Here is a 16,044-nt window from a genome sequence, read left to right as displayed (position 1 = left end):
CGTGACCTCGCCGGGGACAAGGATAGGGCTCCCGACTCCTTGTTCCTGGTGCTTCGCCTCCGTGGCTCGATGTGGAGGTTCGGTGAAGCGGTCCTGATAATCGCAGGCAGGTGCGAATTGTGCACCGCTTTTGACGCCTCGCGCCGCGGGTGTTGTGCACTCGTTATGCCTGCGTCCCAGTCGTCCCTTCCGTCCTGTGTGTCCTGTCGGCGCGCAGACAGCCCCATATGCTTCAGAAACCAATCAAAATTGGGCATTCTTCGCATGTGGTGACCTTGGACGTACGGCCTCAGTTGCTCAAAGCACTCTCCGCTCTGCGCGACAGTGTCGCCGCCGCACGCTTCCCGCTGCCCCTGGCGGGGGCGCCCTGCGCGCGTGCCACCCGGGACGAGCTTCTCGCGCAGCTCGATGACTACGTGGTGCCCCGGCTGAGGGAGCCCGAAGCGCCCTTGCTGGCCGTCGTCGGTGGATCCACCGGAGCCGGCAAGTCGACTCTCGTCAATTCCCTTGTGGGTCGCAAGGTCAGCGAGGCCGGTGTGCTGCGGCCCACCACCCGTGTGCCCGTGCTCGTCTGCCACCCCCAGGACCACCACTGGTTCAGTGGCATGCGCGTCCTTCCCGACCTCGCCCGCGTGTGGGTGCCCCACCAGGATTCCGGCGACGAACTGCATGGAGTCGCCGTTCGCCAGAAGCCGGTGCTGCGCATCGAGACCGCCGACACCATTCCGCAGGGGCTCGCCCTTCTGGACGCTCCCGACATCGACTCCCTGGTCGTCGGCAACCGGACCCTCGCCGCCGAGCTGATCTGCGCGGCCGACATCTGGGTCCTGGTCACGACGGCCGCCCGGTATGCCGACGCCGTGCCCTGGCACCTGCTGCGGACCGCCAAGGAACAGCGGGCGACCTTCGTCACCGTGCTCGACAGGGTCCCGCACCAGGTGATCTCGGAAGTCTCCCGGCAGTACGGCGCCCTGCTCGCCAAGGCCGGGCTCGGTGATGTGCCGCGCTTCACCGTGCCCGAGCTGCCCGAGTCCGCCTGGGGCGGGGGGCTTCTGCCCGCCACCGCCGTCGCGTCCCTGCGCGAGTGGCTCGTGGGCCAGGTACAGGACCCAGCAGCTCGGCAGACCGCCATGGCCCGTACGGCACACGGCGCCCTGGACTCCCTGAAGTCCCGCATGCCCGAGCTGGCCGGCGCCGCAGCCGCCCAGTACGCCGCCGCGCTGCGGCTCACCGCCGCAGTCGACACCGCCTACGACGGCGAGTACGCGCGCGTACTGGACCGCCTGGAGGCCGGAGCCGTCCTCTCCGGCGACGCGCTGAAGCGGTGGCGCAGCTATCCGCTCGACTGCAGCGCCGGTGAACTGATGGACGCCCTCGTCGAGGGCCTGGGCACCCTGCTGTTGTGCGCCGTCACCGCCGCCGACGAGCGCATCGACAAGGTTTGGCGGTGCGAACCAGCGGCAAATGCACCCGAATTGATGACCTGTGACCCCGCCCAGGAGAGCGCCGGGCACCGGATCGGGATGACCGTACGACGCTGGCGGCGCGTTCTCGAGGAGTACGCCGAGGACGAGGTGCGCGACCTCGAGAAGAGCGTCGCCCCGGACGCCGAGGTGGTGGCCGCCCTGGTCGCCACGGCTCTCCTCGGCGGAAACCGGGCAAAGGAGGCAGGGGAGGGGCTCGCCGAGCGGATCGGAGCGCAAGGAGCGCTGCGACTGCGCGCCCGAGCCGCCCGACTGCTCTCCGAGTACCTCGACCGGGCCCTGCGCACCGAACGCGAGCGCCGTCTCGCCCCACTCGATGCCCTCGACGTCCGCGCCGAGCCCCAGGCCGAACTCATCGCCGCGCTGTCCGTACTGGAGAAGGAGAGGTGACCCGGTGACTGCCGTCACTGATCACACGGACCATGCCGAGCATCCCCAGGGTGAGCCCTCGGACGTGGCCGGCGAGCGGCCCGAGGACGAGCGGCGCGGGACCGCTCCCTGCGAAGAGCCCGCCACCACCGAACACGGAGACGACGGTGAGCACGCGCGCGGCGGGTGCGATGTCGGGCTTACCAGCGTGACGGGTGAGGCGGGTGCGCCGGATGACGTGGACGCGGACACTGGCGAACGGGACGGTTCCGTAGCCGCCTCCGCGGCGGCCGGGCCCACGCACGCACGCGTGGAGGACGATGACCTCCACGCGTGCGTGAAGCGGGACGATCTCGTGGAACACGCCGAGACCGGGCCTGTCTGGGACGACGGGCTGATCGCCAGACGCATGCCCGAGACGGCTTCCGCACACGAGCCGGCCGCGATCGTGGGGCCCCGCGGTACGGCCGTAAGACAGCCCGAGCCCCTGGCGTACGACGGGCCCTTGCGGTCGCGGCTGGACGCGCTGCGTGAGCTGGTGGGCCTGTCGCGGACCCGACTGGACAGCCGCACGCTCGTCGAGGCGGGCCGGGTCCTGGACGCGGCCGCCGAGCGCCGCAGGCTCTCCGGGGAGCACACCGTGGTCGCGGTCGCGGGCGCCACCGGCAGTGGAAAGTCGACACTCTTCAACGCGCTGGCCGGGGTGGCCATTTCGGAGACCGGCGTGCGCAGGCCGACCACCGCCGCGCCGATCGCGTGCAGTTGGAGCGACGGCGCCGCCACCCTCATCGACCGGCTCGGCATCCCCGGGAGGCTGCGTCGGCGCCCCGTGCAGAACGCGGACGGCGAGTCGCAGCTGAGCGGGCTCGTCCTGATCGACCTGCCCGACCACGACTCCGCGGCCGTGCAGCACCGGGAGCAGGTCGACCGCATCCTCGCTCTGGTCGACGCGGTCATCTGGGTCGTCGATCCCGAGAAGTACGCCGACGCCGTTCTCCATGAGCGCTATCTGCGGCCCCTGGCCGGGCACGCCGAGGTCATGTTCGTCGTCCTCAACCAGGTGGACCGGCTTCCCGGCGAGGCCGCCGACCAGGTGCTCGACGATCTGCGTCGGCTGCTCGACGGGGACGGGATCGCTCTGGGGGAGTACGGAGAGCCGGGCGCGACCGTGCTGGCGCTGTCCGCGCTCACCGGGGAGGGCGTGGGTGAACTGCGCGAGGCACTCGGGCAGTTCGTGACCGAGCGGGGGGCGGCTGCGCGCCGGATCTCCGCCGACGTGGACGCGGCCGCGGCCCGGCTGCGGCCCGTCTATGCGACAGGGCAGCGCACGGGCCTCAGCGAGGAGGCGCGCGAGGAGTTCGCCGAGCGACTGGCGGACGCGGTAGGCGCGACCGCCGCGGGCGAGGCCGCCGAGCGCGCCTGGCTGCGCCATGCCAACCGCGCGTGCGGCACGCCCTGGCTGCGGTTGTGGCGGTGGTGCCAGGACCGGCGTGGACCCTCCACGGGACGGCTGCCGGCGCCTGCGCCCGTGGACGAGGAGGCGACCGCTCGTCAGCGCGTCGAGCAGGCTGCACGGACGGTGGCGGACCGGGCCGCGGGCGGGCTGCCCGCGCCATGGGCCCAGGCGGTGCGCGAGGCCGCGGTACGTGGCGCACATGAGTTGCCGGAGGCGCTGGACGAACTGGCGGTGCGGGCGGCCGCGCCGCCGGAGCGGCCGCCCCGGCCCGGCTGGTGGCGCGCCACCGTGCTTGCCCAGGCGTCGATGACCCTTCTCCAAGTCATCGGAACGCTGTGGTTGTTGGGGCGGATCATCGGATTCATGTCGCCGAACCTGGGGCTGCCGATGCTGCTGATGGCGGTCGGCGTCGTCGGCGGTCCGGTCATCGAGTGGAGCTGCAGGATGGCTGCGCGCGCCCCGGCCCGGCGGTATGGGCTCGAGGCGGAACGGCGCTTGCGGGACGCGGCCGCCGCGTGCGGGCGGGCCCGGGTGCTCGATCCGGTGGCGGCGGAGCTGCTGCGGTACCAGGAGGTTCGGGAGCAGTACGCGAAGGTCACGGGGGGCGGAGCGGGGGCGCGGGTGGGGTGAGTCCCGCCCGGAGGCGGGACAGAGCGGAGGTTCTTGTTCGGGTGACGGAGTTGTCCACAACCGGGCGGTAGCCCACAGGACTCAGCGGGCTCGGACCAACGGAGGCAGTCTGATCTGGCGGTGATCGCGGCGAACGCGGTCGCCGTCCGCTGGCGGTGTGCGACATGGCGTGGCCGCCGCGGAAGACGCAGCCGTACGGGACGGGCCCGTACGTGTTCCGGCCCGGCACGGGAGCCGGGGCGAGGGAGGGGTTATGAACGAGACGATGGTGTGCGTGGTCGGCAATGTGGCCACGCAACCGGTGTACCGGGAGTCGCCGACGGGGCCCACGGCACGATTCCGGCTTGCGGTGACGGCACGGTATCTGGACCGCGAGAAGAACGTGTGGACGGATGGGCACACGAACTTCTTCACGGTGTGGGTCCGCCGCTCGCTCGCCACGAACGTCGCGGCGTCCGTGGCCGTGGGCGATCCGCTCGTCGTGCAGGGGCGGCTGAAGGTGCGGACCGAGCAGCGGGACGGGCAGGGCTGGCTGTCGGCGGATCTCGACGCGGTGGCGATCGGCCACGATCTGTCACGCGGCACCTCCGCGTTCCGGCGGTCGGTCAGGACCGAGGCACACCCTGGGGCGTCACCACAGCCCGAGCCCAACTGGGAGACCGAACCGACAAGTCGGCCCGAGACGACGGATCAGCCGCAGATGACAGGTCAACGGAGCGCGGAAGCAGTCAAGGTGACGTGATGTCAGCCACCCGGGATGCAATTCGCCCGTCATGCCCGGTCTGCCTTCTATGAGGGGAATGTATCGACAAGGCTTGAACGGCCCTCGTGGATTTGTCGATAAGTGCAGCTCGCAGGCCGTGAGAGCGATAACGATTCCGAGTCGGATCAGCGGTCTGACGATGTGACCGCAGGGGTGAGGTGCAGCGCGTCCCTAGGATGCCGGGCATAGCTCTCGGAGCTTCTGATTCTGCTGGTGGGACCGTACCCCCCATGTCAACGGGTCCTGCTCGAAGGGGAATTCTGTGTTTTCTTCGCATTCTGCGCTGTCCGCGTGCAGGCGCGGGACCGCCCGCCTCGCCGTCGCGACGCTGGTTTCCGGGCTCGTCGCTGCGGGCCTGCTGACCACCGCGGGCGTGGCGGCCGCCGACGGGACATCGCAGAGCGGGGGAGGTGCGACCGCGACACTAGGTGGCCTCAAGACGTACGGTGCCGCCGTCATCCATAACGGCGGTAAGGATGAGCGGGTGCCGGCAGGCCTGTTCGAGATGTCCGTCGACAACGGCGGCACCCTGCAGACCTACTGCATCGACATCCACACCCCGACGCAGAAGGACGCCAAGTACCACGAGACGCCCTGGAGCGGTACATCCCTGAGCGGCAACAAGAACGCCGGCAAGATCCGCTGGATCCTGCGGAACTCCTACCCGCAGGTGAACGATCTGGGGGCGCTGGCGGACCGGGCCGGTGTCAAGGGTCTCACGGAGCAGGACGCGGCAGCCGGTACGCAGGTGGCGATCTGGCGCTACTCGGACGGCGCCGACGTGGACGCGGTCGACCCGCGGGCGGAGAAGCTCGCGGACTACCTGGAGAAGAACGCGCGGAACCTCCCGGAGCCCGCTGCTTCCCTGACTCTGGACCCGCCCGCGGTCTCGGGTCACCCGGGTGAGCGGCTCGGTCCGGTCACGGTGCACACGAACGCCGACAGTGCCACGGTGAGGCGACCGGCCGATGCCACGGCGAGCGGCGTGAAGATCGTCGACAGAAAGGGCAAGAAGATCACGTCTGCGCGTGACGGCAGCCGGATCTTCTTCGAGGTGCCCGAGAAGGCGCAGGACGGTTGGGTCGAGCTGTCCCTACAGGCATCGACCACTGTGCCGGTCGGCCGGGCCTTCGCCTCCGAGACCCGCAGTCAGACGCAGATACTCGCCGGTTCCAGCGAGTCGACCGTCTCGGCGACGGCGACGGCGAACTGGGCCGCGACGGGCGCGATACCCGCGTTGTCGGCCGAGCAGAACTGCGCCAAGGGCGGAGTGGACATCACCGCGGTGAACAAGGGTGACGAGCCGTTCACGTTCGCGCTGATGGGGGCCGAGCACACCATAGCGGCCAGGAAGTCGCAGACGGTGACGATCCCGTTGCAGGAGGACCAGGCCTACGACTTCACGATCGAGGGGCCGGGCGGCTATGAGAGGCGGTTCAAGGGCGTTCTCGACTGCAAGACCGGGGGAAGCGTGAGCGGCCTGACCACGCAGACGCTCAGTGAGCCCAGTCCGGCGACGGGGGGCGGCATGACGGCCGTGGACACCAACCTCGCCGAGACGGGCGCGTCGACCGCGACCCCGCTCATCGCGGGCACGGCCATCGGTCTGGTCGTCATAGGCGGCGCCGCCCTCCTCCTGGTCCGCGCGAAGAAGACGCCATCACAGGACTGAGCGGCGATGGCGACGTACAGGGTTCCCCTCTCTCGTCAGGGGGAGGGGAACCGGAGCGTGAGAGGTGGGGCGGCCGGCCGGACGGTCGTTCAGCGCCCGTAGATGTGACCTCGCACCTACGGATCAGCCGGGCAGCCGATCCTCCCTCCTCGCCACTCGATTCAAGCGCTTGGTCGTAGGTTCGAGTCCTTGCCGGGGCACAGGATGAAGGGCCGACTCAGGAGGGGGTTTCTCCGGGGCTGAACCTTGGTCGTGGATAACGTCAAGGTTCTACGGCGCAGGCTTCGCACGAAGAGCGGCACCGACAACAGGAGCAGGGCCCCTTCGACGGCCAGGCTGACCAACCCGAGCGGTTCCGTCCACTTGCCGACGTCGTCGCTGTAGTAGGGCAGTCCCGGTCCCCTGGACAGGACGTAGCCCAGCAGGGGGCCGACGGCGACCCCGACTGCCAGCAGCCATCCCAGTCGGACGAGGCCGATGAGGAGCAGCATGGCGGCGACCACGGCCGCGATCTCCAGGACGTGGTAGGCGACGCCGACATAGTAGGGATCTCTCGTCGTCGAGATGCCGCCTTGGTCCACGACATGGATGGCGGCCACTGCGAGGCACAGCAGAACTCCCGCCCACCTGGCCAGCCAGGTGGCCTCGGGCCTCGTCGCGGGACGGTGTGACATGCGGAGACTCCTTCTCTCTCCTTCGGTAACGCATGTCCGCCGTGGCGCGATACCAATCTGGCCGGTCGGCTCTCGAAGAGGCGGCGCGCCGCACCTGTGTCAGGCCCCAGTCTCAGCGGACCGCTAGCGAAACCCCAGGTCAGAGCCACTTGGCCGGACGGGTTTCCGCTCAGGGGTGGCGGTCAGGCAAGATGGGGTGTATCTGCCCACTGCCAGATTTCAAGCTGCCGGACGGTTTCTCTTGGCTGAGTTCATTTACACCATGCGCAAGGCGCGCAAGGCGCACGGCGACAAGGTGATTCTCGACGATGTCACCCTGAACTTCCTGCCGGGTGCGAAGATCGGCGTCGTCGGCCCGAACGGCGCCGGTAAGTCGACCGTCCTCAAGATCATGGCGGGTCTCGAGCAGCCGTCGAACGGTGACGCGTTCCTGACCCCCGGCTACAGCGTCGGCATCCTGCTTCAGGAGCCCCCGCTGAACGAGGAGAAGACCGTCCTGGAGAACGTCCAGGAGGGTGTCGCCGAGATCAAGGGCAAGCTCGACCGGTTCAACGAGATCGCCGAGCAGATGGCGGTCGAGTACACCGACGAGCTGATGGAGGAGATGGGCAAGCTCCAGGAGGACCTCGACCACGCCAACGCGTGGGACCTGGACTCCCAGCTGGAGCAGGCCATGGACGCCCTGGGCTGCCCGCCCGGCGACTGGCCCGTCACCACCCTCTCCGGCGGTGAGAAGCGCCGCGTCGCGCTGTGCAAGCTCCTCCTGGAGCAGCCCGACCTGCTGCTGCTCGACGAGCCCACCAACCACCTCGACGCCGAGTCCGTGAACTGGCTGGAGCAGCACCTGGCCAAGTACGAGGGCACCGTCGTCGCGGTCACCCACGACCGGTACTTCCTGGACAACGTCGCCGGCTGGATCTGCGAGGTCGACCGCGGCCGCCTCCACGGCTACGAGGGCAACTACTCCAAGTACCTCGAGACCAAGGCGACCCGCCTCAAGGTCGAGGGCCAGAAGGACGCCAAGCGGCAGAAGCGCCTCAAGGAGGAGCTGGACTGGGTCCGCTCCAACGCCAAGGGGCGGCAGGCCAAGTCCAAGGCGCGTCTGGCCCGCTACGAGGAGATGGCCGCCGAGGCCGACAAGATGCGGAAGCTGGACTTCGAGGAGATCCAGATCCCGCCGGGCCCGCGCCTGGGCAACATCGTCGTCGAGGTGGACCAGCTCAACAAGGCCTTCGGGGAGAAGGTCCTCGTCGACAATCTGTCCTTCACGCTGCCGCGTAACGGCATCGTCGGCATCATCGGCCCGAACGGCGCCGGCAAGACCACGCTGTTCAAGATGATCCAGGGCATGGAGCAGCCCGACACCGGTTCGATCAAGGTCGGCGAGACCGTCAAGATCTCCTACGTCGACCAGAGCCGCGAGAACATCGACCCGAAGAAGACGCTGTGGGAGGTCGTCTCCGACGGCCTGGACTACATCAACGTCGGCCACGTCGAGATGCCGTCGCGTGCGTACGTGTCCGCGTTCGGCTTCAAGGGCCCGGACCAGCAGAAGCCGGCCGGCGTCCTGTCCGGCGGTGAGCGCAACCGCCTCAACCTCGCGCTCACCCTGAAGCAGGGCGGCAACCTGCTGCTGCTCGACGAGCCCACCAACGACCTGGACGTGGAGACGCTGTCCTCGCTCGAGAACGCCCTTCTGGAGTTCCCGGGCTGCGCCGTCGTCGTCTCCCACGACCGGTGGTTCCTGGACCGCGTGGCCACGCACATCCTCGCCTACGAGGGCGACTCCAAGTGGTTCTGGTTCGAGGGCAACTTCGAGTCGTACGAGAAGAACAAGATCGAGCGGCTCGGCCCGGACGCCGCCCGTCCGCACCGTGCCACCCACAAGAAGCTGACCCGGGGCTGATCTTGCGGCACATCTACCGCTGCCCGCTGCGCTGGGCGGACATGGACGCCTACGGCCACGTCAACAACGTGGTGTTCCTCCGCTACCTGGAGGAGGCCCGTATCGACTTCCTGTTCCGCCCGGACCAGGAGTTCAAGCAGGGGTCCGTGGTGGCGCGCCATGAGATCGACTACAAGCGGCAACTGGTCCATCGGCACGCGCCGGTGGACATCGAGCTGTGGGTCACGGAGATCAAGGCCGCGTCCTTCACGCTCGCCTACGAGGTCAAGGACCCGGACCAGATCTACGTCCGGGCCTCGACGGTGATAGTGCCGTTCGACTTCGAGGCACAGCGGCCGCGCCGGATCACCGCTGAGGAGCGCGAGTTCCTCCGGGAGTACACGGGCGACAAGGAGGAGGCCGTCGCCGCATGACGGTGCTCCAGCTCACCGACGACGGGGAGGCGGCGGACCTGTCCGCCTTCCTGGCCAGGCTGATCCACTACGACCGTGGCGCCGCGGTGCGTCTGCAGGCGGCCGGTACGACGCTGGCGGTGTTCGGGCGGCCACCGTCGTTCGAGGTGCTCGCCATCCGCGCGGTGCGGCTCGCCAAGCCGTACGAGAAGGGGCTGGACGTCCGGCTCGACGTGACCGTTTCGGCGGGTGAACTCCTGGAGTCCGTGGACGAGGCGGCGGCCACGGCGACCGTGCCGGATGCCGTCACCGGACCGCCGTGGTCCGGGGTCCTTCCGCCACGCGGCGGCTGGCAGACGGTACCGGACCTTCCGGAGCCCGACGCCCTGCGGGCGACCGTGTCCGCGGCGGTGGCCGAATTCCGTTCCCGTACGGAGGAGTTGGGCCCCGAGCAGCGGACGCGAGTCGCGCTCGACCGGATCGGCCGGGAGATCTGGTCCCGCACGGTGGGGGCCACGGGGCTCCCGGTGCGAGCCGTGCACGCCGCGCAGTCGCTGGGCTTCCTGCGTCCCGCCCCACTGGCACCCGGCGAGGAGCCGCTGGGGCTGTTCTCGTCGGGTGCGTGGCTCAGGCTGCGCACACCGTACGGCTCGATCGCCGTACGGCGGGCGGGACTCGGTGCCCTGGACGTCAGCGTCCGCTGACCCGACGGTTCAGTCGGGCGCGTTCAGCATCGCCTGGGCCGCGTACGTCATGTAGTTCCACATCGTGTGCTCGTGCTCCTCGGAGAGGCCGAGCTCCTCGACGGCGACCCGCATGTGCTTCAGCCAGGCGTCATGGGCGGCCTTGTTCACGGTGAACGGGACGTGGCGCATGCGCAGCCGGGGGTGGCCGCGTTTCTGGCTGTACGTCGTCGGGCCGCCCCAGTACTGGATCAGGAACAGCGTGAGGCGCTCCTCGGCCGGCCCCAGGTCCTCCTCCGGGTACATGGGCCGCAGGAGCGGGTCCCCGGCGACTCCCTCGTAGAAACGGTGAACGAGGCGGCGGAAGGTCTCCTCCCCGCCGACCTGCTCGTAGAAGGTCTGCTCCTGAAGCGTGCCGCGCCGAATCTCTGTCACATCATCCATGGTCTCAGACACCGCGACCGAGGTCTCCGGGCCTAGGACCAGGACCGTGACAGCACCAGGAGTTCCGGCCGGCCACCAAGCGACGGAGCCCGGAATGCCTCAATTGCCCTATATTTCGTCCGTAATGCTCGCCCCCGGCCACCGCCCGAAGCACAGTGGAGGTATGACCGCGCACGCTCTCGATCACGCTCTGGAGGACCTCGCCACGTCGGCGCGGGCGGAACTCGTGCGGGAGATCGACGCGAGCGGAGCCTGGCAGGCCGATCCCCGCTGGCGGGAGGCGTTCGCGGCGGTGCCGCGCCATCTCTTCGTGCCCTACTACTTCATCGGCGTTCCGGGCGGTTACGAGCGCCGTTGGAGCGGCGACCCCGATCCGCGGCGCCGAGAGGAGTGGCTACGCGGCGCGTATGCCGACACCCCGCTGGCCACCCGGATGCGTGACGGTGAGCTGGTCTCCTCCAGCAGCCAACCCTCCCTGATGGCGACGATGCTGACCGAACTGCGGGTCCAGGACGGGACGGCCGTTCTGGAGATCGGCGCCGGCACCGGTTACAACGCGGCCCTGCTCGCCCACCGCCTCGGCGCCGACCTGGTCACCACCATCGATCTCGATCCGGAGATCACCGAGTCCGCTCGGCAGCACCTTGTCGCCGCGGGCTACCACCCGGCCGTGGTCACGGGTGACGGTGCTCGCGGCGTACCGGCACGCGCCCCCTACGACCGGATCATCGCGACCTGCACGCTGAACACGATCCCCGCCGCGTGGCTGGCGCAGTGCCATCCGGGTGCGCGCATCCTCGCGCCCTTCTCGACCGGGCTGATCGCCCTGCGGGTGCGAGACGCACGTCACGCCGAGGGGCGTTTCCTGCGCACGCCCGCCTACTTCGTGCCGCTGCGCGGCGGCATGCGGCCCGAGCCGCCCGATCCGGGCGGGCTGCCGCGCCGGGCCCGAAGCAGCGAACTGTTGCGGTTCCTGCTGACCCTGACGGCCGGCAGCCTCGACCCGTACGAGGCCTACACCCTGTGGGAGCGCGAGCAGCAGCCTGCGCGCGAGCGGTTCGGGATCACGGTCAGCGGCGACCGCTCCTGGGCGTGGCTGGACGCCCCGGAGGGGCCGTACACCTGGCCGCTGCCGGGGCAATAGCCGTATTGCCCCGTAGCGTCACCTATTGCCTGCCTCGGTACTAGGGCGTGTTTCGAAAGTCCCGTCGTCCGCCCGTCAGGGCGGGCCCCGCGGCGTCTGGTGCGTGCGATCGCAAGGCGGAGGGTCGTCCTCGTACTGGGCGTACGAGGGTGATCCCGACAACGCGGCTGGGGGTCCCCCCTGCTCGAAGAGCTTGGGGGAGCGCGTGCCAGACGCCGCGGGGCAGGCGGGACTTTCGAAACACGCCCTAGCCCCGGCGGATCGTGATCGTCGTCCACGCGCCCACGTGCACTTGGTCCCCGTCCTGCAGGGGGACCGGCACGAAGGGCTGGATGGGCTCCTCGGCGCCGTTGACCGTCGTACCGTTCGTGGAGTTCTGGTCGACGACCGCCCAGGAACCGTCCGGCTGCTGGACCAGGACCGCGTGCTGGTGCGAGACGCCCGGGTCCTCCGGCGGCACTGACAGATCGATGTCCGGGGTGTCGCCGGTGGAGTGGCGGCGGCGGCCGATGGTGATCTGATTGCCGGTGAGTGTGCGCTGCTGCTCCGGGGAGTACGCCGGCAGGTTCAGGCCCGCGGCCTCGGGGCCGGAGCGCTGCATCATCGCCATGAAGTACTCGCGGTCCGGGCCGACGGTCGCGGTCCAGGTCGCCTGCTGTCCCTGGTGGGGGCCGGGCGGGGTCTGGACGGAGGCGGGCTGTGGGTAGCCGTAGCCGCCACCCTGACCGCCGGGCATCCCGGGCGTCGGGGAGGACGAGGGCGGCGAGATCACCCAGTCGTCGTCATCGCCGCCGGGGGACGCGCCGTCGGGGTGCGGCGGAGCGGCCGGCGGCGGGAAGCTCTGGGTCGGCGGCGGGGGAGGCGGAGCGGGCCGCTGGAAGGTGGGAGGCGGGCCGCCCGGCTGGAAGGCCTGCGGGCCCGTCGGCGCTACGGCCTGAGGACCACCGGGCGCACCGTGGCCACCAGGTGTGGGCCCGGGCGGCGGCGGGACGGGACGGGACGGATCGGTCCCGAAGGCGGGCGGGTGCGGGGAGTCCCCGCCGAAGGGCGTGGGTCCGGACGGCTCGCTGCCGAACGGCGGGCCCGGCGGGATCGGCTCCGCGGGACGGTTCACCTGAGAGGGCCGGGAGCCGCGGTAGTCGTACGAGTCGGGGTTGGGCCCTGTCTGGCCGCCCTGCGCGAAGCGCAGCGCCGGGTTCGGCGCCGGCGGGCGCGGTGCGGCCGGGGTGTACGAGGTCGCCTTGTTGGTCAGGAAGTTCCACCGGCACTCCTCGCAGAACGGGGCGCCGCCCTCGCGGGGCGTGCGGCACTGCGGGCACAGTTCCGGCTCGGGGTCCGGCACGGCGGACAGATGCGGGCGTCCCGCGGGCTGACCGCCCACGCCCGGAGGAGGCGGCGGCGAACCCGGCGGCGGATAGCCGTAACCGGCGGCGGGCGGTGGGGGTGGCGGCGGGGGTACGGCACCGGCCATACGGTGACCGCAGACCTCGCACCAGTCGTCGGAACCCGACTGGTGTCCGTTCGGGCAGGTCGGCATGTCGGCGCGTCCCCCTCTCCTTCGTCCGGTCTCGGTGACCGGCGTGGGTTCTCCAACCCCTGGGGGCTGGGCTCGTTGCTGTCGGATCTTGTTACGTCACTTCTTCACGCGAACAGTCTTTGTCGACCGGGTCTCGAGTGTCATCTCGTCGGCCTCCTCGACCTTCGCCTTCAGTCGCACAGTACCTGTCGCGACATCGACCACGTCCACCACCTTCGCAAGCAGTTTCGCAGTATCCGCGTTCCCCGAAGCGCTGGCGAGCTGAACGGCTCGGCCCAGTTTGGCCGTTGCGCCGTCGAAGTCGCCCGCTTTGCGGAGGTCCAGCCCTTGTTGGATGGCATGTGCCAGTTCGGCCTGGCCCGTGTAGTGGGCGACCTGGGGATTGAGCGAGGTGGACGCCGTCATGTCGTCGGTCCACACCGCCCGTACGAGCCCTTGGGCACCGAGGCTGTGGGCGGTTCCTCCGCCACCCTCGGCTCCGCTCGAGCCGCCCTGCGGGATCACCAGCGAGACGCGGGCCGCGAGCATCTCCTGACCGATGCCGGCCGGCGGGACCTGGACGCACACGTGGTAGTCGCGGGACTCGTCGCCCCAGGAGCCGGTCGGGTAGTCACCGGCGCGCGGGCCCGCGTCGACCCGGCGGTCGGTCAGCTCCTCGACCGTGGGCGCCACCTGCTTCACGAACTTGATCTGCGTGCCGACGGGTGTCCACACGCGCAGCGAGACGTCCGCGACCTCCTTGCCCATGGCCGTCTCCATCATCTGCGTGAAGTCGGCGGTCAGGGCTGCCGGATCGGCGACGATGTCGGCGGTGCCGAGCAGCGCGGAGGCGATTCCCGTGACCTCCTTGACCTCCCAGTCGGTGCCCACTCCACGCGCGTCACACGTGAAACGGCCGGCACAGTCGTCCAGCGCGGCCTTCAGGTCCGTGGGTGACTCGTGTTCATTGCGGCCGTCGGTGAGCAGGATGCCGTGCCGGATGGGAACGTCCGCCGAGGACAGCAGTCGGTCGGCCAGCCGCAGCCAGGTGCCGATCGCGGTGCCGCCGCCCGCGCTGAGCTTGCGCAGCGCCTGCTTGGCCTGGCCACGGGTGGTCGCGTCGGCGACGGCGAGCCGGCCGCCGCCCGGGTAGACCTCCTTGGCCACATGGGTGCCGCCGACCACCGCGAAGTGCACGCCGTCGCGCAGCGTGTCGATGGCGGCGGCCGTCGCGTCGCGCGCGTTGCGCATCTTGGTCGGCGGGTAGTCCATCGACCCGGAACAGTCGACCATGATCGCCACAGCGGCGGCCGGGCCCTGCCCCGGCGAGTAGAGGTGGGGCGCCGTGACCGCGGATCCGATCGTGCCGCCGCCGGTCGCCGTCACCGTCACGATGGCGTTGACCTCGCTGCCGCCCTCCGGCAGGTACTCGTTCTGGTAGACGTCCACCGAGAACTGCGGCACGTTCGACTTCGAGAAATTAGCCATGCCTTCTTTTGATCCCCCTCGAAGAACACCCCCGGAGCTGCGGGGTGACGGCTGGTTACGGACCGGTCCCCGCCGGTCCTGGGGTCGGCCCCCGTCGGCCGCAGGACTGTCCGGGGGACGCCCTTCAGGCGGATCCTGCCCCCGGCGACGGGGCCGGGAACGGGAGGACCGCCACTGTTACGTTGTCGTGGCCCCCGCCGTCCAGCGCGTGACCCACCAGAACCTGGGCGCTGTGCAGTGGGTGCCGGTCGGCGTCGAGCGGCACCACCTCGGCCATCTCCTCGGCGCCCTCCGCGTAGTTCCACAGCCCGTCGGTGCACACCACCACGACACCCGGCCCGTCCGGTTTGAACGAAGCGGTGTGTGGCTCCAGTTCGTACGCGTCCGCGCCGAGCCAGCCCGTGATCGCGTGGGCGCGCTCGTCGGCGTACGCCTCGGCCTCGCTCATCAGGCCCGCGGCGACCATCTGCGCGGCCCACGAGTCGTCCTCGGTGAGCCGGGCCGCGGGCGCGGCGCGGTCCACCGGGACCCAGTAGACACGGCTGTCGCCGACCCAGCCGACGACGAGCAGACGGGAGGTGATGACGGCGCCGACGATGGTGCAGGCGGGCGCGTTCTGGTGCGGGGCGTGCTCCTGGGCCGTCTCCGGCTCTATGGCCAGCGCGTTGACGGCGTGCGAGGCGGCGACGATCGCCTCGTGCATGGCCTGCTGGGGGTGCGTGCCCAGCGGAAGGGTCTCCAGCAGCGCCTGGTTGGCCGCCCGTGAAGCGGCGAGGGAGGCCTCGTCGGGCCGGGTCGCCGAGGAGACTCCGTCACAGACGATCGCGACGACTGCGGGCGAGCCGTCGGGCAGCGCGGTCCGGGAGACAGCGAACGCGTCCTCGTTGCGATGGTGGCGCAGGCCCCGGTCACTGACCGCGGCTACCGCGTCCAACTCCTGCTCCATGTGGTCACGTTCGCGTGGCTGGGCGTGGCCGCAGTTCTCGCAGTAGCCGTCGCTGTCCACGGTGCCCGCACGGCAGGCCACGCAGATCTTCGTACCGGCGGGGGGCGTCGGCGGCATGGCGGTGCGCGGGTCGACGGGCCGGTGAGGGGACGCGCCCTCTCCGAGCGGCGCCGGGGGCTCGGGGGAGGCCAGGTGGTAGTCCTCGGGCTCAGGACGGCCGAGCCGTACGCCCTGGGTGGCGGGCGCGGCGGGCGGTTCGGAGCCGTCGGAGTCCGCGCCCCGCCTGTCGGGCGGCGCCACCGAGGCGACCTGCGCCGCCGCGCCGTTCACGGTCAGCGTCGGGGAGTCCTGTGGCGGGTCGGGCAGCATGGACAGGTCGTACCCGCAGGCGCCGCAGAAGTGGTCACCCGACTCAACGGGCTCCTCGCAACTGGGGCACCTCGAAAGGGCCGTGGATTGGGGCATTTGCGACATCGA

Annotated in this window: 13 protein-coding genes; 8 read left to right on the top strand and 5 right to left on the bottom strand. The window is 70.4% G+C overall.

Going from position 1 to position 16,044, the window contains the following annotated elements; genetic code table 11:
• Positions 1–227: 227 nt before the first annotated feature.
• The 4 genes from ACWDEX_RS01350 (at position 228) to ACWDEX_RS01335 (ending at position 6,374) form a co-directional block, all read left to right on the top strand.
• The gene (locus ACWDEX_RS01350) at positions 228–1,874 is read left to right on the top strand and encodes a dynamin family protein (RefSeq protein WP_450461045.1); all 1,647 of its coding nucleotides are present in this window, start codon (positions 228–230) and stop codon (positions 1,872–1,874) included.
• A gap of 4 nt (positions 1,875–1,878) precedes the next feature.
• A complete protein-coding gene (locus ACWDEX_RS01345) occupies positions 1,879–3,939 on the top strand; it encodes a GTPase (protein ID WP_450461044.1) in 2,061 nt (686 codons plus the stop codon).
• 253 nt (positions 3,940–4,192) lie between these two features.
• The gene (locus ACWDEX_RS01340; RefSeq protein ID WP_450461043.1) at positions 4,193–4,681 is read left to right on the top strand and encodes a single-stranded DNA-binding protein; all 489 of its coding nucleotides are present in this window, start codon (positions 4,193–4,195) and stop codon (positions 4,679–4,681) included.
• 283 nt (positions 4,682–4,964) lie between these two features.
• The gene (locus ACWDEX_RS01335) at positions 4,965–6,374 is read left to right on the top strand and encodes a Cys-Gln thioester bond-forming surface protein (protein WP_450461042.1); all 1,410 of its coding nucleotides are present in this window, start codon (positions 4,965–4,967) and stop codon (positions 6,372–6,374) included.
• 161 nt (positions 6,375–6,535) lie between these two features.
• Here the strand turns inward: ACWDEX_RS01335 and ACWDEX_RS01330 are convergent, their stop codons facing one another.
• Positions 6,536–7,048, bottom strand: coding sequence for a hypothetical protein (locus ACWDEX_RS01330; RefSeq protein ID WP_450461041.1), 513 nt, complete (start codon positions 7,046–7,048; stop codon positions 6,536–6,538).
• A gap of 241 nt (positions 7,049–7,289) precedes the next feature.
• Between ACWDEX_RS01330 and ettA the strand changes: the two genes are divergently transcribed.
• From ettA to ACWDEX_RS01315, 3 genes are read left to right on the top strand one after another with little or no spacing between them, the layout of a single operon-like run.
• Complete coding sequence (ettA, locus tag ACWDEX_RS01325; RefSeq protein ID WP_450461040.1) at positions 7,290–8,954, top strand: energy-dependent translational throttle protein EttA; 1,665 nt, start codon at positions 7,290–7,292, stop codon at positions 8,952–8,954.
• A gap of 2 nt (positions 8,955–8,956) precedes the next feature.
• Entirely contained in the window at positions 8,957–9,367 is a 411-nt protein-coding gene (locus ACWDEX_RS01320) for an acyl-CoA thioesterase (RefSeq protein ID WP_450461039.1), read from the top strand.
• Positions 9,364–10,050: a hypothetical protein gene (locus ACWDEX_RS01315; protein ID WP_450461038.1), complete on the top strand. Its 687-nt coding sequence runs from the start codon at positions 9,364–9,366 to the stop codon at positions 10,048–10,050. Before ACWDEX_RS01320 ends, ACWDEX_RS01315 begins: the two co-directional genes overlap by 4 nt.
• A 9-nt stretch (positions 10,051–10,059) precedes the next feature.
• Here the strand turns inward: ACWDEX_RS01315 and ACWDEX_RS01310 are convergent, their stop codons facing one another.
• On the bottom strand, positions 10,060–10,473 hold the full coding sequence (locus ACWDEX_RS01310) for a globin (RefSeq protein WP_450461037.1): 414 nt from the start codon (positions 10,471–10,473) through the stop codon (positions 10,060–10,062).
• Positions 10,474–10,636: 163 nt separating this feature from the next.
• Between ACWDEX_RS01310 and ACWDEX_RS01305 the strand changes: the two genes are divergently transcribed.
• Positions 10,637–11,617: a methyltransferase domain-containing protein gene (locus ACWDEX_RS01305; protein WP_450461036.1), complete on the top strand. Its 981-nt coding sequence runs from the start codon at positions 10,637–10,639 to the stop codon at positions 11,615–11,617.
• Between the two features lie 247 nt (positions 11,618–11,864).
• Here the strand turns inward: ACWDEX_RS01305 and ACWDEX_RS01300 are convergent, their stop codons facing one another.
• From ACWDEX_RS01300 to ACWDEX_RS01290, 3 genes are all read right to left on the bottom strand, one after another.
• Positions 11,865–13,154: an FHA domain-containing protein gene (locus tag ACWDEX_RS01300; RefSeq protein ID WP_450461035.1), complete on the bottom strand. Its 1,290-nt coding sequence runs from the start codon at positions 13,152–13,154 to the stop codon at positions 11,865–11,867.
• A gap of 96 nt (positions 13,155–13,250) precedes the next feature.
• Positions 13,251–14,621, bottom strand: a complete 1,371-nt coding sequence (locus tag ACWDEX_RS01295; RefSeq protein ID WP_450461033.1) for a VWA domain-containing protein — start codon at positions 14,619–14,621, stop codon at positions 13,251–13,253.
• 124 nt (positions 14,622–14,745) lie between these two features.
• On the bottom strand, positions 14,746–16,041 hold the full coding sequence (locus tag ACWDEX_RS01290) for a protein phosphatase 2C domain-containing protein (RefSeq protein ID WP_450461032.1): 1,296 nt from the start codon (positions 16,039–16,041) through the stop codon (positions 14,746–14,748).
• Between the last annotated feature and the right edge of the window lie 3 nt (positions 16,042–16,044).

The sequence above is a fragment of the Streptomyces sp. NPDC001020 genome, assembly GCF_053599115.1.
This window is presented reverse-complemented; position numbering and strand designations above follow the sequence as displayed.